Source organism: Sphingomonas hankookensis (assembly GCF_022664465.1).
Lineage (GTDB): Bacteria > Pseudomonadota > Alphaproteobacteria > Sphingomonadales > Sphingomonadaceae > Sphingomonas > Sphingomonas hankookensis.
This window is the reverse complement of the sequence record NZ_JAKREV010000012.1, coordinates 1-21,458: the sequence shown is the minus strand read 5'-3', so window position 1 is coordinate 21,458 and position 21,458 is coordinate 1. Positions and strand designations below refer to the sequence as shown.

The window sequence follows — 21,458 nt, the reverse complement described above, 5'->3', positions numbered from 1 at the left end:
TTATAGGGATCAGATCTAGCGACAGGCTATTGCTTACTATGACCCTGCCGGTCGACGGTAACGCAGTACCTATGCTGGTAGCTAGCGACGATTTTCACGACGTATCCTTGCCTTTTTGCATTTAGTGTGTTAGTACTACACTACAGTGGTAGCTATACTGCTGTTCCCTGGACATCGGAGACCCATTATGCCGACACCCGCCCGGGTGCTGGAGGCAGCGGACGTGCGCCGCCTGCTGCAGCACGTGCGCGCCAACCGCTACGCCAAACGCGATACCGTCCTCATTCTGCTGAGCTTCAAGGCCGGATTACGCGCCGGCGAGATTGCTGGCCTGTCCTGGACCATGGTGTTGGGACCTTCCGGAAAGGTCGATACCCACATCGCCGTTTCGGCCAAGATCGCCAAAAAGGGGTCGGGGCGGCGTATTCCCATCAATCCTGATCTGCACCGGGCTCTGGTCGCGTGGCACCGCAGCTGCGGCAGCCCCCGCGACGGACCGGTCATCCTGTCGGAACGCGGACGACATATGCACCCGCGTAGCATCGTTAACTGGTTTGCCGGCATGTACCAGGCGCTGTCGCTGGATGGCTGTTCCTCGCACTCCGGCCGACGAACCTTCATCACCCGTACTGCCCGCCTGCTGGCCCAAGCCGGCGGTTCGCTGCGCGACGTCCAGGAACTTGCCGGACACCGCAGCCTGACCACGACCGAGCGCTATATCGAAGGCGACCGCGACGCCCAGCGTGCGCTCGTCCGGCTGGTCTAACCCCACCCTACCCCATCCATCATTAGAACAGGAGACCCACGCCCATGACGGGACGTGATGATGACGCATGTCTTGCGACCGTGCAGTTGCGCGCCCAGCAGATCGCTACCTTGAACGACAAGCTTCGCCGCAGCGCCATCGGCGGTCGGCTGCACCTGACCTCCGGAGTATCGTCCTTTCCGCAGAACGACATCGTGCAGATCCTGCGTGCCGTCCGCGACTTCGACCAGTTCGACGGCGACAATGACCCGTATGGCGAACATGACTTTGGGGCGTTCGACTATGCCGGCCAAAAGCTGTTCTGGAAGATCGACTATTACGACCGCGACCAGCGCTATGCCTCCCCCGACCCTACCGACCCCAAGGTCACGCTTCGGGTCCTAACCATCCTGCTGGCGTCGGAATGGTGATGGCACAGGACCCATATCGTCAGGGCCAGCTGGACGGGCTGTGCGGGTTGTACTCGGCGGTCAACGCACTGACGCTGTTGACCGCCCGTGGCAAACCGCTGGGCCGCAAACGCTGCCAGCAGCTGTTCGCTTGCGGCCTGCGGTTCGTCGAGGCGCACGATGCGCTGGGGGAAATCGTCCGCCACGGCATCAAGCCGCAGCTGTGGTTCGACACCATCCGCGCGATGGCCGCGGATGTCGAACGGCGCCAGTCGTTGACGCTCGACGTCCGGCGACCGTTCGTTCGTCATCCCGAAGTCGGCTGGACGCAACTGCGCCAGGCAATCGAGACGGCGGTCGACGGCGATGCGGTCGCGCTGGTTCAGCTGCTCGGTGCGTTGAACCACTACAGCGTCATCAGCGCCCATACTGCGCGACGCTTCATCCTGCATGACAGCACCGGCCTGCGTTGGTTGGACAAGGCGACCTGCGGCACGGCTGCGATGTCCTGCCGCCACCGGATCGTCGCCACGTCGCTGGTCACGCTGCGGGTGATGGCATGATCGTCGCGCTATCAGCAACGGCTGGTGCTTGCTCTGGCATCGCCAGCCGCCTACCACCCGTGTTGCGCTGCGTGAAAGCCGCAGCGCGGGGCGTGGAAACCTCAACGAACGGACTCGGTCGCGAAGCAATTCGAGGCCGGGTGGCATGCGCGCATGTCCAGTCGGCTTCGGTCGATAAAGGCGCATGCGCCTGTACGTTCGTCAGGTTTCCAACATCCGGCTTCGGCCGCGCCCCGAGAGGACATAGGGGTGCGCGACGGCTACGAAGTCACGCTGTGGTCACCCCGCATGAGGGGTGGCAGATGATCAAGACCATTGCTGTAGGCTTCAGTGCAGTTGCCATGCTGGCGGCCGTGCCGGCACAAGCGCAGTCACTTCTCGATATTGCCGCAAACGTCGTCGGCAAACGGCTAGAATCCAAACGGATGAAAGCGACATGTGAACGCTTGGCCGACCCAGCGCTGTTTGTCGCTAGCGCTGCCGGCGACGATGTTGGTCACGACGACCGCGCCACTCGCCCGTCGCGGGATCAACTATTGGCGCGTCAGATCATGGCGCCAGCTGAGGTAGCACTAACCTATGGTGGATGGACCGAAGAGCGCCAAGGAGGACAGGGCGTCTGCAACTTCCTGGTGAGAATGCGTCTTCCACCCGCCATCGTCGCAAAAGGCAACGCTTCGCACGCGGAGCAGGAAATGGGATTGGTCCTGGTCCAGCGTGGTCGCGACTGGACTGTCGACTCCATCGGTAACACCAACGGTTCCGGCATTGACATGCTGCGCGAGCAGGTCCGTCCGTATCTCTCCCGGGCGGTTACGGACCTACGAGAACAACAAGACGAGCGGGCAGCAGCGCAAGCGGAGATTGCAGCCGCGCAGGCAGCGGCCACCCGTGCCGAATGGATCCGCACCCACCCCGCCGAATATGCCGAACAACAGCGACGCGCTCGTGCCCAGGCGGGGCAGTTGCTGAACTTGCTGGAACGTAGCGAACAGACCCGGCAGCGCGGCCAACGCACCTGCGCAGCCAATGGCGGGATCTGGATCGTGCCACGCGGCCGGGACGGGAATGTGCAGATGGGTCCACCCTACTGCCAGTACGCCAACGGCCGGCGCTACTAGCTAGCGCGGATGGGGCCGCGACGCCCCCCTGCCCCTACCCCCAATTCAGCACGGAGCTACCCGACATGCATATCTTGCCGCCTGAAGAGCCGCGCCGTTCGTCGAACGGCAGCGACGGCGCCGATGCCGACCGCCGCAATGGGCAAACCAGTCATTACCACTATCACGCGTCTGGCGATGCCGATGAGCGTATTCGCCGCGAGGTTCAACGCGACTTCGAGTTGGATCGGCTGCTACGACGGGAAAGCCATCAGCGCGCCGTCCTACGCGTCGGCGGCATTTGCTTGTTGTTCGCTGGTGTGTTTGCAGTCGCGGACTGGGACAAGAGCCGTACGGCTTCGCCGAGCAGCGATACCGCCGTACAGGTAACTAGCGAATATCGTGACGGACGGTGGGTTGCGACCGCAAAGCGCGTGCCTGCTACCGACCCAACCACTACTACATCATCCCCTGTTCGGCCACTGTCCAGCTATGCTGGTTACGCGCCGACCGGAGAGGCTGAACCGGAAAGCTATACCGAAAGATCAGACGAAAACGACCAACCGGACTTCCTCAAACAATATCGTACTGAACAGGCGCAGATCGCCGCTGAACGCGGCACGGCGGCGTCGCGGCGCTGCGAAGGTAGTTTCGCCGCCGTCGAAGGCTTGGTTATCCAGGTCGACGGGCGCACTGCTACCCTGTGGATTGCTAAGACCGTCCGCGAAGGCGACGCTTCCGGCCAGACGAACATTGGCATCCCCACCCCGACCGGCTTGCGCCTCAACAAGCCGAACGGCGAAGCTGGTATTCGCCTTACCTGCGAAACCGACCATATGCTGATGACCATGACCGACGGCACCAGCATATTGCTGCCGCGAGTGAGCCGCGAGGACGCGGCAGCCACCATGCTAAGCTGGGCGATAAGTCGCTGAATTCAAACTAGTACCCTCATGACAAAACTACACTTTTGTCATGGGAGTATCCGTCAACGATCGAAAGTGGTGAAAGCGGCATAGCCGCTTTCGGGCGGCAGTCAGCGTTAGAAGCCGTTCGTTCAGCTCGTTGAGAGCAGGCCGAACGCTTACGGTCGTGAAGTGCGACACGGCTGGCCACCGTGGCCACCATCGGAATAGCCGGATCGCAGCCACCTACGCCTCCTGTCGCACGGGATTTAGGCTGCTCTGCCGCCAAGCGGCGTCGCGGTGGTTGCCTGACGCGATTAGCTCGGCGAGGCTCAAGCCCAGGTAGAGCCTCTCGGCGGCCGCTTGAATCTACTCCAGCGCGTCTCGGCACTCGTCGAGGATGGCCGGGTCCTCCGTTCTCACGTCTCCGATTATCTGCGATCGCCCTCTTGAGACAACGCCGAGCGCAAAAGTTCGACGAGTTCCACCCTGTTACTGTGGGCGGAGGCCGACCGAAGCAGATATTCGTAGTCGACGAGCAAGGCCGCGTTTCGTCGGGGGTTGAGAAGCAGAACCTCGGACCAGACGTCCCCCTGAGTCTCAATCGACCGAGCGTACTTTAAAAGCCAATACATCAGGACCTGTCGGAGATCGCCCGAGCCGAAGTTCCGATCGGTGTGTTTAATCTCGATGAGCGTCGCGCCGAGCGCAAAGTCGCCGTTTCCCGACGCGACCCATCCTAGACCCGGGATAAGCGGAGCGTGCTCCAAGACGGCGCCCGGACGTTGCGCCTGCACGCTGGCAAGCATAGCGACGAGGTTTCGCGCAGCGTGCTCGGCGATCTCGGTGTCCCATAGCTCTAGAGCGTCCGGTATCCTCGCGTCGTAATGATGCCTCTGACGCTGGGCCGCGGTCCTGAGGCATTCGTCCCAGTCCGGAAACTCGTCACCCCGCAGCAACTCCTCGGCTCGGGCGACCGAGAGTTGGAAGACCATCGCGTTTTGAAGCTGGCTCTTCTCGATTAGCGCCTGAGGGACCGGTTCGATGCCCTCGAACGTGAACATCCTCCCATTCAGCGAACTGACTAGTCCACCGGTGAGCCTTGGAAATAGCACGTCGAGGACTCCGGGTATATCGCGGGCGACGGTCCGCGGATCCTTTCTCGGAAGGCGACTAGTTGGCATCGCGGACCCAGCTTTCGTAACAAGCGGCGAAGTTCGGCGCCGTATCCCTCTCGATGCCCAGCTTCCAGGATTGCTGTAGAGATCCCTGCAACTGCTGTTTCGCCTTGAAGCCCTCGTCGCCGAACGCCGCGGCGGCGAGCCAGAGCATACGCTGTTCCCCCGGGCCCAGAACCGTCCATTGGTTGCGCAGCCGTGTGAAGCTCGTGCGGTCCTTCCAGTGCCTCCAGCAGTCGATGCAAGCCCGCTTGACGGCCGACGACGACGTGCCGTCGTAGGTCTGCCTCACGAAGGCCCCACGCGCCTCGGTTCTCACGAAGCGGATGGTGCGCAGAAAGTGTAGCAGGTTGGCCTCCGGGACGAGGAGATGCGAGGCCGCCGGCGGCACTCGGTCCAGCAGCACGTCCAGGGCGCCGTGGATCGCGCCGAACTCCGAATTGGATCGGACCGCGTAAACTCCCCGCATGATCTTGGACCAAGAGGCCCTAAAGGCATCGAGATTCCTCGGATCCAAAAGGGTTGCGCATAGCTGCTCGGCGGTCTTGGGATCCTGAAACTTGAGAGCACGGCCGATTTGAGCGAGTACGAAGGCATCTGGCTGCGACTTCTCCATCTCAAGACCCAGCAGAAACGAGATGTCGATCTGATCGAAGGACGCTTTCAGCTTCTCGTATTCCGCTCTCGCATTATCCGAGTAGGGATCGAAGTGCAGGTCCATCTCCCGCAGGGCGGAACTGGCGTCGTCACCCTCCCCCAGCTGAACCGCGATGAAGTCCTTGTAGTGCTTTCCACTGAGGAAGGTCGTCTTGCTTCGGTTTAGCGATAACCCGTAATCCGCGAGGGCGTGGGAGAGCACGGAGAGTGCCTTGTAAGCATCCTGCTGCGAGGCGCAGATCAACGTGAAGTCATCGACGTAGCGATGCCATACGATACCGGCATCTGACAAAGATTGGTCGATCGGCGTCATCATGACTTCCGCGAGCACGCGCGCGCATTGACCGCCGACCGGCAGGCCAAACGAACGGCCCGCCGCCAGCTTGTTTAGCATGCGGTCAATCTGCAGGGAGATTGTCGAGCCGGCCGCTGCCAGATCCCTGATCACGTTCTCCAACCTGTGGTGGTAGATGTGTCCGTAGAAGCTCGCAATATCCGTTTGTACGACGACGGCGTGCTGCTCCTCCAGCACCTTCTCGCCCAAGGTCGCCTGCTTGTACGCACGCCATGATCGCGTTCGGTCGAAGAAGTCCGCATTGTCTCCACCCAGCCGATAGGAGTGGACGCGCTGACTTCTGTTGACTTCGTTCGCCTCCGCGATCGCAAGTCCAAGGCCATTGAGATACAGGTTCCAGAACGGATGTATCTTGGCTGTGATGCGGAAGCCATGCGACCCCGAAGGGACGAGAAGCCGTTCGGACGAAATGTTCAGGCCGTTCATGAACTCCACGGGTCTGCCGACGGCTCCGCGTTCCACGTCTTGAAACAGCGCAAGGCAGATGTCCGAAAGCTCGTCTGCCCTGTCTTTAACGAACGCCGCGTCGACCTCGTAGGGCAACGTGTCATTCTCTCCACTCTGGCCGATCTCCAGCGCCGCACGCAGAAAGTGGTTCTTGTCGACTTTGATCATGCCTAGCGTGTACCCCGTTAGGGTCGGATTGCCGACGGGTAACTAACGGCGCCGGGCCCGACGTGCTTGGTCGAATACTTCAGTTGTTAGTGGACGACTAGGCTCGCCGCTGTGAGCGTCTCGGCCCAACGTATTCGATGGTGTCCGCTACGAGCAGTCCGGCCTCCACTCGGCGTCGACGGCGCACGTCGCGCACGGAAATCCCCTCGACTGCTATTGCGGCGAGCCCATCCCTTTGCGCGGCGCCTCGGCTCACGTTTGAGGCTGGCGTCGTCTCGATAAGCCCCGCGGAGCCACCACCGGCTGAAATTGGGGCGGGTCGAAGATGCGGCCGGTTCACGGATCGCCTAAAGCCTCAACTTTCATCCCCTTTCCCGTTCGGTTCGGGGCAATGCGCCTAGAGATTGGAAACATGGGTCAGCGAGCTGCTTGAACGGCCTCCGTGGCCCGGGACGGGGCATCGACACGTCGATTACGGCAAGCGGATCAGTCTACATGAATGAACGACCGAAGCTGGGGAGCGAGCCGGGCGGCCTGAACGTCCACTTGTGGTTGCAGTCTGGGGCAAGGTTGGGAAGGGCAGGCGTTATTCGAACAATCATTCTATTGATGCGCTACGCTGTTGGAAACGAACAAAATCTTTATCTTCCACGAACAGCCTTCCCAGCAAGCTTACGTATTTCCTGCTTCTCAATCCAGCCAACGCCAACCTTTGCGTCGTCGGGCTCAGGCGGCCTCAATCCGTTCTTCAATCGTCTGACGCGGCAGCACCCGTTCTAAGATCAAGACCCGTTTGATGACGTTCGGGTGGACATGGAAGGTCTTGGCAGCGTCGTCGATTGCAAGATCATCGAGATTATCGGTGTCGAGGTGCTGACGGATGCCATCAAAGGGAGCGAGCAGATTCTGCGCAAAGGCGCGCTGGAATTTCTGCCGGTCGGTCTTTGCCTTGCTAATGATCCCGAACCCGGACTTCGACCAGATCTCGTCTCCAAGCGCGCAGGAGAGCTCGAAGCGACGGTCGCGTGCGACAACGGAGCCAAGCGCCACCTTGCACCGATTTGCCTTGTCATCAATCCTTGCGCTGTAGGGGAGCCGGCGTGCGGTCGCGGGACGGGCCAGCGTCTCTTTTGTTGCGCCAAGCAAATCCGAAAATGCCTTCGAACGGATCGGCCTCAGACCGAAGTCCCGCTGGCGGCGCAGATAGTGGGCAGCCAGTTTACCCATCTCCCAAGGTGCCATAGGTCGCGTATTGTTTGCGGGCGGCATCAGGCCATGGGCGGCGCTTAGGTCGACAAGGACTTCTGATGCTTCAGCCGCGCTCAGGGCATTCTCGAGTGCGACTGGCGAGCGCGACCCGGGGGCGGCGGAGGCGGCTTCTTCGATCCCGGCCGAACCAACGCGACGCTCCAATTCCCCGAGCGCCTGCATGATCGGCTCGGGCACCATATCCGGGTCATAGCCGAGCCGCGCCTCTAAACGCCGCCAACTGGCAATCGCCTTGTCGTCCCGCTCGTCTTGCAAGGTGGAGATCAGTTCGGCGAGAGCAGCTCCGTCGAGTGCGGAGGCGCAAATCTCCCGGACCTGATACAGAAAGTGATCGATCCCCTTCTCAAAGGCTCGACCCGATACCGAGGTCGTATCCGGCGCGAGATAGCGAAGTAGGGAGGTTTCTAAATGGCGAGAGAAGGCCAGTGTCAGCTGAACATTCTCGCCAGCGCTGTGGATCATTAGAGGGGGCCAGAATGTTCCCCCCGATGCCGAACTCAGCTCGTGGCGTAGCCGCCAGTTCACCGAGGGTGTCGAGCCGTCAAGAGATTCGTACCGAAGCCGCCACCAATTGTCCGCTAGCCAGAATGCGAGAGTGACAGCCGAGGTCCGAAAATGATCCCGCTGAGCACCCTTCTCGACATCAAGGAAACGCGTCAGCCGCTCTCCATGGGCTGCGATGCTTATCTCCGCAACGTCGCGCGCGCCATCGGCAGGCATTTTCGGCCAGCAGGCGTCAACGATGAACGTGTCTGCGATCACTGGTAGCGCTTCCTGGCAGCAACGAGGGACAAATTGAGGACGGGATCGTTCTGCTGCGTGACATAGTCAGCATAGCGCATCAACACCTTCCCGGCGATGGCCTCGTTCGGAAGCACAGGGTAAGCATGGTACAGGCCGTAGCCCGGATTGGTAATCTGCGCCTCATAAATCCAGCCATTGTCATCGACCGTCCACAGCAGGCTTGGATCGCCCTTCTTCGTGCCTTTGCCGAAAAGACCCGCAGCGATTCCCCGCTTTAGAAGCGGTAAGGCGCGCGGTATATCGGAGGGTCCGAAGCCCGCATGCTCGTCGCAATAAGTCGGATCTTCGTCCTCGCCCTCATAGCGCTTCAGGTCGTAAAGATGCGGGTGCCTCTTGTGCTTGGAATAGGGACCAAAACCAGCCTTAGCGGCGAGCAAAACTCGAGCGTGGGCAGAGGGCGGGGGTTCCAGCAACCGGCGTGGATCATTCTCTGCTGAGCGTGCCTGCTGGCGGCGTGAAGGAGGTTTGCGATGCAGAGCCAAGAAGATCACTCGTCGATACGAAGGACGCAGGCCTGCAGCCGGCTCCGACCCGCGTCAACTCCCTTGGCGGGGTGAGGCTCGTAGCCCACTATGTTGCGGGCTAGAAATTAATGTTGCTCGTCATTCGGGAGCAATCGCGCCTACCGTGTATGCGCTCGACGAACTCACGGATTTGCGCAGCGCCAGCGCCAGACCGTTCGCGTGCGGGTAGGAGTCGTGCCGCTCCAGCATCACCGAGGTGCTGGTGACGCCGGTGCCGATTGCGTGACGCGCGGGGCGAACTGACTGCTCGCCGTAGGCTCTGTCCTTTCCCATAGTCCGCCGGTAACCTCAGTCCTAAGAGGGAAGCGCACAGACGTGGCGCTCAAGCCGCCCGGGGGAAAATGCGAAAATCCACTTTGCTTTGCCTAGTCGTCTTGGCCTGCCACGTCCCCGCTACAGCACAGAGGCGTGGTTCACCTCGCACGGTCACGGAGCCCTCCGTCGAACTCGTCGACCGTGACTTGGGGAAAGCCGCACTCGCTGACGTCATCGAATGCGTAAAGCATTTCGAGGCCGCCGGGTATGAGCGGTCGACCTGCAAGCGAACCTGGCGCGGCATAGACTACCTGCTGACCTCCGCCTTTACCGCGCAACTCGACATGCCGGGCGGAGTACGTTGGATGGTCACATGTACCTATGATGCTATAGAGGAGGAGGACCGTTGTTCGTTCAACACTGGCGATCAGTTCTTTATCTCTCGGGGAGACGGCTATAGCATCTATATGGGCTGGGGTTTTCAGAAGGCACCAAGCTCGGAAATGATCGCACGGTTCGACGATGATGCTGCGATCCGGACGACGGACGAGGTTTGGTCCCGCGGGCGTTCTCGAGAACTTTATCAACGCATGATGGTCGGGAAAGTCATGCGCTATCGATGGTACGATTGGCCTAACGAAGAGGTCCACGATGGCACGATGGACATTAGTGGGTTCGCCAACGCTGCGGCGCTTATGGAAGCCATCCGGGGTGAGTTCCAGATTGCCCGAGTGCTGAAGAAAATTCCTGCGGCACGGTAATCGTGCGGCCGAAAGTGTAGGCGCTTGCAATCGTGGCGGCATCTGCGTGCCAACTTTAAGCCCAACGGCCACAGCAACGCGGGTGGGTGCCTAATCGCGATGCAGTTCGCCTTCCAATTTCAAGACGGCGTGGCTAAGCGTATCGCGCAGAAACGCCATGCTTTTGCGCGTACGCTGGAACAGCACCGTGGCCAGCATAGGGTCATCGGCCGAGCGGATACGTACGATCGACTGCGCCCAACTTCCATGCGGCACGGCCTTATATCTCGGCGCAAAATTCGCATGATTTTTGTTAGCGAACTGGACGGCCTCAATACGACGGGCCGTTCCCCAGGATGTGTTTTCCAACCCCTGTTTCTCGAGAGCGAAATCGCGCGCGCTTTCAAATTGCGCCTTTGCGAGCAGGATTGCCGTCGGGTGTTTGGGCCAAGTGTTGTCGCGCAAAAACCGCAACGAGCGCATTACCCCTTCACGATCTCTATGGAGGTCATCCGCCAAAGCCTGTTGTAAGGGAATAGCACAAGGTTCGGGCAACTGATCTAGCAGGACCTGCGCCAGTTTCGCGCGGTCGATCTTGCCCAGCAGCCCATCTTCTTCCCGGCTTGCGTCATGGTAGCGACGGCCAATGTCCGTGTACTGAAACTGGCTGGACCAAATGTAAAACGCTTTGGAAAAGCGGGTCAGATACCGACAGGCGAAATGATAATAGAGAAACGCGAGCTGTCGCAAATATGGTTCGCCAGCATATCCCTCGTGATAAGCCGAATTACGATGGTCGTGTGCCGCTAGGACAAATTCCGCCTCCAATGATGTGAACTCTTCAGCAAAAGTGAGAACAGCGAGTTGCTGGTGCAGATTTCGGCTGCGGGCCATTTTGCGGTGCTTGGCGGTAATGCCGCCATAATCGCCACTGATCGCGGTGTGGACGAACAAGGCGTCCTTAACCATCAATTCGACCGTATTGTCGATCAGGATGATGGCGAGGCGATTATGTATCGGGTGGTCGAGTCGTAATTCGACCGCGGCACGGTCGAGTTGCTCCGCAATGGGAAGAAGATTTTCCATGGTTCAACGACTGCGCGATTGCCACAGATCGGTCAATCACTGTACGGGTGCTTGCGCCGCCGGAATGGTGACGCACTTGCGCTTGGAGCAACGATTCAGGTCGATTGGAACTAGGCATTGCGCACAAAGGGCAGCCGGAGCAGAACTGACGCGAGGCTGACGAAGCCGATATAGGATTCGGCAGCTTTGTCGTAGCGGGTGGCGACAGGTCGCCAGTTCTTGAGTTTGTCGAACATTCGCTCGATCTGGTTGCGCCAGCGATACTTGCCCCGGTCATGCGGTGCCGGGTTGCGACGGTTCCGCCGAGACGGGATCACGACCTCAATGTTCATGCTGGCCAGGGTGTCGCGGACCGCGCCGCTGTCATAGCCTTTATCTGCAAGCAAAGCGTTGATCCGGCCGGCGATCATGCGCATCAGTGGTGCGAAGCCTTGGGTGTCATGCGCCTGGCCCGGTGTCAGGACGAAGGCGAGCGGGCGACCTCTGACATCGCAGCGGGCATGGACTTTGGTCGTGAGTCCGCCGCGCGATCGGCCAAGCGCCTCGGCCTCGCCAGTCCCTTTTTTATGCCCACGGCACAATGGGTGTGCCGCTCCTGTATCTTGGCGACCTGTTCGAGCGGGGCGAGATCCGGGATCTGCTGTCATTGGTCGCGCTCGATGCCGAGTTCGGAGGACTTGGGCTGGTTCGTGTCGGTCAGTTGCCGGCCTATGGCGCGACGGAGCGGGATACGCGCGAGGTCAAGCTATTCCGCGTTCACTCTCGAACGCTTGATACCGGACATTCAAGCGACATGAACGGGCGACCGAAGTTGGGAAGCCAAAAACGGGTCGCGAACGACCGGATTTGGGTCATTCTACCTATAGCGGGAAGGCTGACGTTCAACGGACGCGAGTCAAAGGGCCCGGTGCGCGAACGTCAGCTATTTGTCAAAAACCGCCGTTTAGCGAGCCGCTTCGGAATGACGGCTTCGTCCCACTTCACGTCGTTGAGCGCCGGCCTCCGCGGCTCCTCGGGCGCTTGATCAGTCCACATGAACGAACGGGCAAAGTTGGGAAACGCAACAAGTCCGCTGCATGGCGGGAAGTGGGTCTTTGCAGCAGGAAGGTGTGCCGGACGGTTCTAGGTCCACTCCGTGATCGCGATGCCTCTGCTACCCTCTAACTTCGCTGAAACGCGCGTCTACGACTGAACAAAGGTTAGTCGGAGCCTGAACGCTACGCGGCGCAATTGGATTAAGTAGCCACCATGCGCCAGTGCCTACTACTAAAACATATTGGGCACGAACGTTCGCGGGAGATCCTCAGCGTTCGATACGAAAGTGGGCATCAAAGTGGGCATGAAGGCTCGAAAATTTATCAACCCATTGAACTTACGTAGGATGTTACGGACACCTCTTCCGCCAGAGCTGATTTCGCCAACGTTCGCGATCGTTCGCAGCAGTCTCATGCAGAAGCCTCATAAGGCATTGAAAATCCATGGTTAATCTATGCGCTTGCATTGCCGAGCGTTCGCGACGGTTCGTCGAGATGCGCCTGAAGCCAAGTTGAAAGTGGGCATGAAACCGGTGGAATTCGAACCCCCGGGAAGCCCATGGCGCGCGCATTGAACAAGCTGACGGTACGCGGAGTCGCAGCGTTGAAGGCGCCCGGACGTCATGCAGACGGCGGTGGCCTGTATCTGCGGATCACGACGGCGGGTGCCCGCTCGTGGGTCTTCATGACCGCGTCCAACGGCAAGCGGGCCGAAATCGGCATCGGTCCCGTATCGTCGGTTAGCTTGGCCACAGCGCGGCGCATCGCCGGTGAAGTGCGTGAGGCAGTAGCGGTCGGTCAGGATCCGCGTGGGATTTTGGGGACCGAAGCACCGGTGGAGGAGCCCACGGTGCTGACCTTCGGGGCCTTTGCCAATCAGTACATCTCGAGCGTCGAGGACGGCTGGCGCAATCCCGTACATCGGCAGCAGTGGCGCAACAGTCTCCGCGACAATGCGGCGGCACTGCAGAATGTGCCCGTCACCGACGTTGGCACCGAAGATGTGTTGGCGGTGCTACAGCCGATCTGGCTGACCAAGGCAGAAACCGCAAAGCGGGTACGCGGTCGCATCGAGAAGATTCTCGACGCGGCAAAGGCGCGCGGCCTTCGTCCACGTGACAGCATGAACCCGGCCACCTATCGCGGTCATCTGGCACTGCTGCTGCCAAACCAGTCAAACGTCGAACGCGGTCATCATGCAGCGCTGCCTTGGCGGGAAGCGCCTACGTTCTTCCAGCAGCTAAAACAGCGTCCGGCGTTGGCAGCTCGGTGCCTGGAGTTTGTCATATTGACTGCAGCCCGTAGCGGTGAGGCGCTAGGCGCTACCTGGGGTGAGGTCGACTTGGACGGAAAGCTCTGGACCATACCGTCCACGCGCATGAAGGCCGGCGCCGAACATGTCGTTCCACTGTCTGATGCGGCCATGGCGGTGCTGGCCCAGATGAAGCCAGATAGGTTCACCGCGACAACCCCGGTGTTTGGCATCGGCGGCGCGGCTAAGTCCAACATGGCGATGGCCATGCTGCTTCGTCGTATGAACTATGGTCACATAACGACCCACGGCTTCCGCAGCACGTTTCGCGACTGGGCAGGTGATGCCACCAGCTACCCGCGTGAGATCGTGGAGCAGGCGTTAGCACATACCATTCAAAACAAAGCAGAACGTGCCTATCGGCGTGGTACTGCAGTTGATCGGCGTCGAGCAATGATGTTGGAATGGGCCTCATTCGTCCATCATCGACAGTAAACCTAGAAATAAACTATGCATAAACAATCAGTATTCATCTTCATCACTATCTAGATCATAAACATACTCATCATAATCTTCATCTTCCCTTGTTTCGTCCTGATAATCATCGACCGATCCGTCTGACGGATCGTCAAAACGCCGCCTTTCCAATGCGGCCTTTTGGATAAATCCCAGATATTTTCTTGCTGGCGGAAATGTCTCTTCCTGGTATGCCAGCGATTGAATGATCCATTCGTGATAAAGACTGTCTAATTCCGCTGCAGAAACTTTAGAGTAAAAATCTCTAGTCCTGACTGTACGCAAGAAGCCGACCACGAACGCAGATGGTACTCGGTGTATATATGCATACCATGCTGATTTGGCAATTATCTCCCGGTCCCTTGCATTTAATAGTTCGGGGGTGCGCGCAGAAATCGACATTATCAGATACTTAAACTGAGCAATTCCGCTTTTCTTGCCTTTCTTGTATTTTCTATACTTTTGATTCGTCTATCTAAACACTCAATATTATCAGTTTCAAATAGATAAAGCATTAATTCATAAGTGATAATCAGCAGAAAATCATAACCAGTTACCGATCGACCGTTCTGTCGGCTGTCGAACTCTAGGTGTTTGATCCCACGGTTTGATGGTGCGATCCTTTCGTTGGAGTGGAAGGAAGCCGTATGGGACAGGTACGTCACGGGAGCGCCACGACCACGCACGCCGTCCGAGCAGCAATACAGCATGTCGCAAGCTTCGCTCGCGACGCTGAGCCGGGAGCTGGGGATCAACCCCAAGACCGTGGCGAAGTGACGCAAGAGGACAACCATCGAGGATCTGAAGACCGGGCCGAAGGCCCCTCGTTCAACGACCCTGTCCGAAGCGGAGGAGGCAATGGTTGTGGCGTTCCGACGGCACACACTGCTGCCCCTCGACGATTGCCTCTACGCCTTGCAGCCGTCGATCCCGCACCTGACCCGGTCAGCGCTGCACCGCTGCCTGCAACGGCACGGCATCTCCCGCCTGCCGGATATTGAGGGGAGCAAGCCAAAGCGTCAGCGCTTCAGGCGCTACCCGATCGGCTTCTTTCATATCGATATCGCCGAGGTGCAGACCGCCGAAGACAAACTGTACCTGTTCGTCGGCATCGACCGCACCAGCAAATTCGCGGTCACGCAGCTGGTCGACAAGGTCGATCGTCGGACAGCATGGGAGTTTCTCGAACACCTGCTGAAAGCCGTGCCGTATCGCATCCACACAATCCTGACCGATAACGGAATTCAATTCGCCGAGCAGCCCCGCAACCGCAACACCGCCTGGTCGCGCCAGATGCGCTTTGACATGATCTGCGAGGCCAACGACATCGAGCACCAGCTCACCAAACCGAACCATCCCTGGACGAACGGCCAGGTCGAGCGGATGAACCGGACCATCAAGGAAGCCACCGTCAAGCGCTTCCACTACGAGAGCCACGACCAGCTCCGGACGCACCTCGCCGACTTCATGGCCGCCTACAACTTCGCTCGACGGCTCAAGACGCTCAGTGGGCTCACACCCTACGAATACATCGCCAGGATCTGGACGTCAGAGCCAGACCGGTTCATCGTCGACCCGATCCGCCAGATGCCGGGACTAAACACCTAGCGTTCCTTTCGCATCAACAGGGACGCTGGCAGGCCTTGAGCCTCACGGCGCTGGTAGCTCCGCCTAAAAGCCCAAGTGGTCGGTCAATTCGAAGTAGCAGGTGACCGGGGCAACACCCCGAGCAGAACCGAAGTGAGCGCCATCCGCAGTGCTTCTTCCAGCGCCAGGTTCAACCTGCCGAGGTCCGGCTCGTCTGCGTAGGCCACCAGAAGGCTCGCGGGCGTCGGTACGTAGGTCGCCAGCGCGCCTGCCGACAGAAGCCCCATCAGGCAGAACCATTCCGTGCCGTTGCCGAGCTCGGGCAAGTGCCGTCGCACAAGGTTGGACAAGGTGTCGAGCCTGGCCATGGAAGCGCGCTTGTGCTGCTTCGCCACAGGCGTCGAAACGTTGCGCTCCAGCACGGCGCCCTGTGCGCCAATGAGATCGCACAGGATTGTGCGAGCGGCGAGTGTCGAACTCAGGATGATGGTCAATCGGTGCGCTCGGACCTCGAGCGGGGCAGCCGCGTCTGCGTCCCTCGTCAGTGCACGATCAAGCTCGGCGAGCCAGGCTCCCATCTGATCGTCCATAAGTTCGAGCAGCACCGCTTCACGGGTTTCGAAATATCGCAACACGTTCGACTTAGCCAAGCCGACCCGACGGCCGAGTTCGTTGAGGCCCATCTCCGTCACCGGCATCTCGGCGAGCATGGCGATTGCCGTATCCAGGATGGCCTGACGCCGCAGCTCTCGCTGCTCATCACTGCGTGCGCGCTGGAAATCCATACCTCACTCCAGATAATAGACCGTCGGTCTATTGACAATGAACCACCGGTCTCTTAGCTGAAAGGAACGACGCGGTACACAGGAGAATAAAGCAGTGACTAGCCATTGGACCGAGCAGCATATCCCGGATCAGCATGGCCGAGTTGCCATCGTGACGGGCGGCAACACCGGATTGGGCTTCGAAACCGCGCGGATGCTCGCCGAACGCGGGGCAACCGTCGTCCTGGCGGTCCGCGACATCGAGAAGGGCAAGCAGGCGGCCGGGCGGATTGTCGGCGACGTCACCGTGCAGGCGCTCGACCTCATGTCCCTCGCCTCGATCCGATCGGCGGCTGCGGAGTTGCGCATCAGCCATCCCCGCATCGACCTCCTGATCAACAACGCGGGCGTGATGTACACGCCGAAACGGACGACGGCCGACGGGTTCGAGATGCAGTTCGGGACCAACCATCTGGGGCATTTTGCGCTGACCGGCCTGCTGCTGAACCAGCTCCTGCCCGTCCCCGGCTCGCGGATCGTCACGGTCAGCAGCACCGGTCATCGCATCCGCGCGGCCATCCACTTCGATGACCTGCATTGGGAACGGTCGTACGGCCGCGCGGCGGCCTACGGTCAGTCGAAGCTTGCCAACCTGATGTTCACCTACGAACTCCAGCGCCGGCTCCTCGAGCAGGGCAACACGATAGCGGTCGCCGCTCATCCCGGCGTGTCCAACACCGAGCTGGTCCGCAACAGACCCGCCGCCTTCCGCCTGCCCGTCTCCTGGCTCGCGCCGCTTCTCACGCAGAAGCCCGAGATGGGTGCGCTGCCGACCCTCCGCGCAGCAACCGATCCCGGCGTCGCGGGCGGGCAATATTATGGCCCTGCCGGCATGGGTGAGATCCGCGGCTATCCGACGCTGGTCGCCTCGAGCGACGCCTCGCATGATCGCGCCGTTCAGCAGCGTCTGTGGCGCGTCTCCGAAGAGTTGACGGGCGTGACGTTCCCGCTGCGCTAAAGCGTGGTCCGTACCGGCCTTAGGATCGTCGGCACGTACCGCGCTTACCGGATCGATGCGGCAACCCTGTCGTCGAAGGCGATGCGGTTTGCGCCTATCGAGGTACGATTGCCGATAGCCCATTCTGCCAACAGCCGGACCGGCTCGGCCAGGGACCGTCCGAGAGGGGTGAGGTGATACTCCACCTGGGGCGGCGTAGTGGGCTTTACGAGCCGCTCGATCAGTCCGTCGCGTTCGAGTGCCTTCAAGGTGAAGGCCAGCATCTGCTGTGAGATGCCGGGCACGTTCCGTTTGAGGCTGTTAAAGCGCTCAGCATGGCGATGCAGCACGACAACGATCTGTATCGACCATTTGTCGCCGACCCGCGACAACACCTCGCCCACACCGGTGCAGTCGGGCAGCGGAGAGGCCCCATCAGTCATGTCCATGTGACTTCGTCCTGAAATTATGCGTTCTTGCAGGCCTAGCAGAGTCCCATATCTGGTGCAGGTCTACAAATCTGACCGCTTCTGCTACGCCATGAAGGCAACGCTGCACGGTCCAATCGGGAGTGCTGAACGATGCCAGGCGTGTGGATTCCTCGCGATGTGAACATGGACGCTCCTGTGCCGGTGATATCGGTGCGGTCGCTTCGTCTGGCGTCTCCAGCGCGTGGCGAAGACATTCAGGTGCGGGTGTCGGCACCCGCTACCGGAAGCGGTCTGCCGGTCGTCCTGTTCTCGCACGGTTTTGGTTCGTCGATGGACGGCTACGCACCGCTCGCCGACTATTGGTCGGCGCACGGCTTCGTTGTGATACAGCCGACCTATCTCGATGCCCGCCGGCTCGGACTGGCGGAAGACGACGCTCGTCGGCCGTCCATCTGGCGGACCCGCGTAGCCGACGCAAAGCGCGTGATCGACGATCTCGAAGCCTTGATCGATCACGTCCCCGGCCTACGGGACCGCATCGATCCCCAGCGGCTTGCTGCGGCAGGTCATTCGTTTGGAGGCCAGACGACCAGCATGCTGCTCGGCGCACGGATGGTCGGGGCGGACGGGGGCGAGGATCTGTCGGACCCCCGCGTCAAGGCAGGCATCCTCCTGACTTCGGGCGGCAGAGGCGGCGATGATCTCAGTGCATTGGGACGCCAGATCACGCCTTACCTGGACTCCTCGTTCGATACGATGGCGGTCCCGACGTTGGTCGTGGCGGGAGACGCCGATCAATCACCGCTTACCGTGCGCGGTCCGGACTGGTTCTATGATCCGTACGATCTTTCTCCCGGCAGGAAGACACTGCTCAAGCTGTTCGGCGGAGAGCACATGCTGGGCGGCATCTCGGGCTATGACGTGACCGAAACCACCGACCAGAACGAAGAGCGCGTGCGGATCGTCCAGGAAGCGACGTTGGCCTACCTTCGCTTGGAGCTGCACGGCGACTCCGCCGGTTGGACCGACCTCGTCGCTAAGCTGGCAGCCTCGACGACCGCAGACCTTGAGACGAAAGAACTATGAGGCGTCCTGACCGGTGAAATGACGCTCAAATCGAAGCAGGGGGCGGGTCAGTCAAGACCGGCCTTTCCCGTTGCCCAATAGGCCTTCGTGACCATTCTGGCGGCCGGCACGCCCCATCTTCGCAGCTGCTGCCGCACCTGCTGTATCGAGGATGCGTGGCCCGTCAGCACGAACGTCGCGCCGGCCGCAGCCAGAGCGGACAGCGGCTCGACGAGCCGATATAGGTGTTGTCCGTCCCTTTCGCGCCTCACGAGCGTGGCATCGCCGACATCGAGCTTCGCAAGAGCAGACTCGGCGGTAGCAACGTCGCTGACCTCGAACTGGCAGAGCACCGACCGCTCGCGCGCCTGCCGTCGCAGCGCGTGAGCGAGGCCCATCGATGTCTCGTCACCGAACAGGACGAGCGGGCCGCTCGTCCCCTCCACCGCGAGCGAGCGGCGTGGACCGAAGATGTCGCATTCAGCACCTGCCGTCAGCTTGACCAGCCATTCGCTTCCCGGCCCTGCGCCATGCGCATAGCCGAGGATCCGCGTTCTGCCCGCCGCGGCGTCCCACTCCAGGGGCGTGTAGGTCCGTGTGGCGAAAGTTGAGCCCATCGCGATCTGAATCTTGTGACCCGGCGTCCATGCGGCATTGCGCAACGCTGGCCCTTCAAGGGTGATCAGCCTAAAGCCACCGCCCATGTCATCGACGTTGGCCACGACGGCATGCCTCATGAAGAGGCCCATCAGCGCCTTGCCGAGGCGACCAGCAGGTTTGGCAGCATCGCGCCTTGCAGCCTCAGACGCGCTCACGCGACGCGCACCGCGAATTCGTTGCCGCGCCCCTTATCGATCGCCAATGTCTGGGCGAGATAGCCGTTTGCCGGCTCCCGCACATAGTCGAGATAATCCTGTGCGAAGGCATTCTCGGCGAGCACGACGGAGCCGGCGCGCAGGCGCGGTTCGATCAGTTTGAGAATGGGCAGATAGAGTGACCAGGCCCCATCGATCAGCGCGAGGTCGACAGGCCTCCCGCCGTCGCGAAGGGTCTCGAGTGCATCGCCGCACCGGAGGTCCACCAGATCGGAGAGGCCGGCGTCTTCCAGATGGGCACGGGCGCGGGCCGCCTTGCTGGGTTCCAATTCCGTCGCGATGACCATGCCACCACCGTTGTCGCGCATTGCCGCGGCAAGATAGATGGTGGAGACTCCCATCGAAGTGCCGAACTCGACGATCCGGTCGGCCCGGCATGCGCGCGCCATTGCGTAGAGGAAGCGGCCATAGGCCGGCGTCACCGCGAGGAAGTGCTTCGAATAGCCGGCGTAGACCTGCCGGTAATCAGCGGCCTCGTCGGCGATCATCTGTGCCGCCACATCCTCGATAGGGGTTTCTGCTTCTCCAAGGCGGTCCTTCATCTCCTGCAGGAGAGCGTGGTCGGTCGCGTCGGCTTGCCTGTGAAGCCGGGTCAGCACCGCGCTGACGCGCTCATTGTTCAAGGTGTTCACGGATCGCTCCTTCGAGTCATGCAACCGGCCGGTCTGGACCGGTACGATGATGAAGGCTAAGCGACGCAGGTGTTGGCGTCATTCCGAAGTCGAGCCACTTTCTTACGCAATCTCGCCATCCTCAAGGCACCCCTGCCATGCCGCTACTGAACGACTTCTCGGACGAGGCGGATTGGGTAGAGCCCGACGACGTGCCACGGCCGGTAGTGATCTACGGGATCGCCTCCGAAACGTTCGGCGACTTCGAGCTCGATCCGCACGCCCATGCCAAGAGCCAGCTTCTCCTCGTCCAGCGCGGTGCGTTGAGCTGCGAGGTGGACGGCGGGCTTTGGATCGTTCCGCCCCGAAGTGCGATCTGGCTGCCAGGCGGCACAACCCACGCCATGAAGGTCACAGGTGCGCTCGAAGGGTACGGCGCTTTCGTCTCGCCGGACGTCTTTCCGGGTCTTCCAGCTCGTTGCTGTGTCGTGGCCGTGACGCCGCTCCTGCGCGAGCTGCTGATCCGCTCGGCAAACCTTCCCCTCCTCTACGAGGAGAACGACGCCAACGCGCGTCTCGTGGCGGTTCTGATGGACGAACTGGCCGCGGCTGGTGCGGAGGACCTCCACCTGCCCATGCCGCTCGATCTTCGCCTGCGTCGCGTCGTCAAGGCCATGCTGAACGGGCCGATGAGCCGGGGGACTTTATCGACCTGGGCAGCGGAAGCTGGCATGAGCACGCGCACCATGGAGCGGACGATCCGGCGAGAGACCGGGATGAGCTTTGGACGATGGCGGCGACAACTCGCGGCCATGCTGGCGGTAAGATGGTTCGCTGGCGGATCCACGATCCAGCAGGTGGCGCTCGATCTGGGATACGAGAACGTACCGAGTTTCGTGACGATGTTCCGGAAGACCCTTGGCGCACCGCCAGGCCGTTTCATGGCGGAGCGGCATTTACGGGGTCAGTAGACCCACAGCTCACAGACATCGCGTAAGCGTGGTGTGACGACCGCAGATCAGGCAGCTTGCGCAGTTGGCTGATCTGCTGGCGGCATCCAGTTCCAGGGCATGAGTTCGTCCCATCGGCAGGCAGGCCAGTCGCCGGCTACCTTGGCGAT

General features: G+C 60.7%; 23 protein-coding genes and 1 pseudogene. 12 read left to right on the top strand and 12 right to left on the bottom strand.

Features of this window, described 5'->3' with window-relative positions; all coding sequences use genetic code 11:
- Positions 1-187 precede the first annotated feature (187 nt).
- The 5 genes from MF610_RS18165 to MF610_RS18145 all read left to right on the top strand — a co-directional run bounded on the left by MF610_RS18165 (position 188) and on the right by MF610_RS18145 (position 3,753).
- On the top strand, positions 188-766 hold the full coding sequence (locus MF610_RS18165) for a tyrosine-type recombinase/integrase (protein WP_242201721.1): 579 nt from the start codon (positions 188-190) through the stop codon (positions 764-766).
- 44 nt (positions 767-810) lie between these two features.
- Entirely contained in the window at positions 811-1,176 is a 366-nt protein-coding gene (locus tag MF610_RS18160) for a DUF3768 domain-containing protein (RefSeq protein ID WP_242201719.1), read from the top strand.
- Positions 1,176-1,718: a hypothetical protein gene (locus MF610_RS18155; RefSeq protein ID WP_242201718.1), complete on the top strand. Its 543-nt coding sequence runs from the start codon at positions 1,176-1,178 to the stop codon at positions 1,716-1,718. The genes MF610_RS18160 and MF610_RS18155 overlap by 1 nt, the downstream gene beginning before the upstream one ends.
- 302 nt (positions 1,719-2,020) lie before the next feature.
- Complete coding sequence (locus MF610_RS18150) at positions 2,021-2,839, top strand: hypothetical protein (protein ID WP_242201716.1); 819 nt, start codon at positions 2,021-2,023, stop codon at positions 2,837-2,839.
- A gap of 65 nt (positions 2,840-2,904) precedes the next feature.
- Positions 2,905-3,753, top strand: coding sequence for a hypothetical protein (locus MF610_RS18145; RefSeq protein ID WP_242201714.1), 849 nt, complete (start codon positions 2,905-2,907; stop codon positions 3,751-3,753).
- 401 nt (positions 3,754-4,154) lie between these two features.
- On the opposite strand, the gene MF610_RS18140 is transcribed toward MF610_RS18145, so the two are convergent.
- The 5 genes from MF610_RS18140 to MF610_RS18120 form a co-directional block, all read right to left on the bottom strand.
- Positions 4,155-4,907: a hypothetical protein gene (locus MF610_RS18140; protein ID WP_242201712.1), complete on the bottom strand. Its 753-nt coding sequence runs from the start codon at positions 4,905-4,907 to the stop codon at positions 4,155-4,157.
- Positions 4,897-6,528, bottom strand: a complete 1,632-nt coding sequence (locus MF610_RS18135; protein WP_242201709.1) for an RNA-directed DNA polymerase — start codon at positions 6,526-6,528, stop codon at positions 4,897-4,899. The genes MF610_RS18140 and MF610_RS18135 overlap by 11 nt, the downstream gene beginning before the upstream one ends.
- A 726-nt stretch (positions 6,529-7,254) precedes the next feature.
- Complete coding sequence (locus tag MF610_RS18130) at positions 7,255-8,559, bottom strand: hypothetical protein (protein ID WP_242201707.1); 1,305 nt, start codon at positions 8,557-8,559, stop codon at positions 7,255-7,257.
- Entirely contained in the window at positions 8,556-9,092 is a 537-nt protein-coding gene (locus MF610_RS18125) for a hypothetical protein (RefSeq protein ID WP_242201705.1), read from the bottom strand. Before MF610_RS18125 ends, MF610_RS18130 begins: the two co-directional genes overlap by 4 nt.
- Positions 9,093-9,203: 111 nt before the next feature.
- Complete coding sequence (locus MF610_RS18120) at positions 9,204-9,398, bottom strand: hypothetical protein (protein ID WP_242201704.1); 195 nt, start codon at positions 9,396-9,398, stop codon at positions 9,204-9,206.
- 188 nt (positions 9,399-9,586) lie between these two features.
- Between MF610_RS18120 and MF610_RS18115 the strand changes: the two genes are divergently transcribed.
- Positions 9,587-10,141, top strand: a complete 555-nt coding sequence (locus tag MF610_RS18115) for a hypothetical protein (protein WP_242201702.1) — start codon at positions 9,587-9,589, stop codon at positions 10,139-10,141.
- 90 nt (positions 10,142-10,231) lie between these two features.
- Here MF610_RS18115 and MF610_RS18110 read toward each other — a convergent pair whose 3' ends face one another.
- Both MF610_RS18110 and MF610_RS18105 read right to left on the bottom strand, forming a co-directional pair.
- Positions 10,232-11,206 (bottom strand): hypothetical protein, encoded by a 975-nt coding sequence (locus tag MF610_RS18110; RefSeq protein WP_242201700.1) that lies wholly within the window; start codon positions 11,204-11,206, stop codon positions 10,232-10,234.
- A 110-nt stretch (positions 11,207-11,316) separates the two neighbouring features.
- Complete coding sequence (locus tag MF610_RS18105) at positions 11,317-11,853, bottom strand: IS5 family transposase (RefSeq protein WP_242201698.1); 537 nt, start codon at positions 11,851-11,853, stop codon at positions 11,317-11,319.
- Here MF610_RS18105 and MF610_RS18100 point away from each other — a divergent pair.
- A complete protein-coding gene (locus tag MF610_RS18100; RefSeq protein ID WP_242201744.1) occupies positions 11,787-12,230 on the top strand; it encodes a hypothetical protein in 444 nt (147 codons plus the stop codon). The two genes, MF610_RS18105 and MF610_RS18100, sit on opposite strands and share 67 nt — an antisense overlap.
- A 581-nt stretch (positions 12,231-12,811) precedes the next feature.
- Complete coding sequence (locus MF610_RS18095; RefSeq protein ID WP_242201696.1) at positions 12,812-13,987, top strand: tyrosine-type recombinase/integrase; 1,176 nt, start codon at positions 12,812-12,814, stop codon at positions 13,985-13,987.
- A 27-nt stretch (positions 13,988-14,014) separates the two neighbouring features.
- On the opposite strand, the gene MF610_RS18090 is transcribed toward MF610_RS18095, so the two are convergent.
- Positions 14,015-14,410: a hypothetical protein gene (locus tag MF610_RS18090; protein ID WP_242201694.1), complete on the bottom strand. Its 396-nt coding sequence runs from the start codon at positions 14,408-14,410 to the stop codon at positions 14,015-14,017.
- A gap of 245 nt (positions 14,411-14,655) precedes the next feature.
- Here MF610_RS18090 and MF610_RS18085 point away from each other — a divergent pair.
- Positions 14,656-15,616 (top strand): annotated as a pseudogene (locus MF610_RS18085) (IS481 family transposase).
- 83 nt (positions 15,617-15,699) lie between these two features.
- Here MF610_RS18085 and MF610_RS18080 read toward each other — a convergent pair.
- On the bottom strand, positions 15,700-16,380 hold the full coding sequence (locus MF610_RS18080) for a TetR/AcrR family transcriptional regulator (protein WP_242201693.1): 681 nt from the start codon (positions 16,378-16,380) through the stop codon (positions 15,700-15,702).
- A 94-nt stretch (positions 16,381-16,474) separates the two neighbouring features.
- Here MF610_RS18080 and MF610_RS18075 point away from each other — a divergent pair, with 94 nt between their 5' ends.
- Positions 16,475-17,377, top strand: coding sequence for an SDR family NAD(P)-dependent oxidoreductase (locus tag MF610_RS18075; protein ID WP_242201690.1), 903 nt, complete (start codon positions 16,475-16,477; stop codon positions 17,375-17,377).
- Positions 17,378-17,421: 44 nt separating this feature from the next.
- Here MF610_RS18075 and MF610_RS18070 read toward each other — a convergent pair whose 3' ends face one another.
- Positions 17,422-17,805: a winged helix-turn-helix transcriptional regulator gene (locus tag MF610_RS18070; RefSeq protein ID WP_242201689.1), complete on the bottom strand. Its 384-nt coding sequence runs from the start codon at positions 17,803-17,805 to the stop codon at positions 17,422-17,424.
- Between the two features lie 132 nt (positions 17,806-17,937).
- On the opposite strand from MF610_RS18070, the gene MF610_RS18065 reads away from it, so the two are divergent.
- Positions 17,938-18,873: an alpha/beta hydrolase family protein gene (locus tag MF610_RS18065; protein ID WP_242201686.1), complete on the top strand. Its 936-nt coding sequence runs from the start codon at positions 17,938-17,940 to the stop codon at positions 18,871-18,873.
- A gap of 47 nt (positions 18,874-18,920) precedes the next feature.
- Here MF610_RS18065 and MF610_RS18060 read toward each other — a convergent pair whose 3' ends face one another.
- The gene (locus tag MF610_RS18060; protein WP_242201684.1) at positions 18,921-19,601 is read right to left on the bottom strand and encodes a siderophore-interacting protein; all 681 of its coding nucleotides are present in this window, start codon (positions 19,599-19,601) and stop codon (positions 18,921-18,923) included.
- 62 nt (positions 19,602-19,663) lie between these two features.
- Positions 19,664-20,359: an O-methyltransferase gene (locus MF610_RS18055; protein ID WP_242201683.1), complete on the bottom strand. Its 696-nt coding sequence runs from the start codon at positions 20,357-20,359 to the stop codon at positions 19,664-19,666.
- A 137-nt stretch (positions 20,360-20,496) separates the two neighbouring features.
- Between MF610_RS18055 and MF610_RS18050 the strand changes: the two genes are divergently transcribed.
- Positions 20,497-21,309: an AraC family transcriptional regulator gene (locus MF610_RS18050; protein WP_242201681.1), complete on the top strand. Its 813-nt coding sequence runs from the start codon at positions 20,497-20,499 to the stop codon at positions 21,307-21,309.
- Positions 21,310-21,458 lie beyond the last annotated feature (149 nt).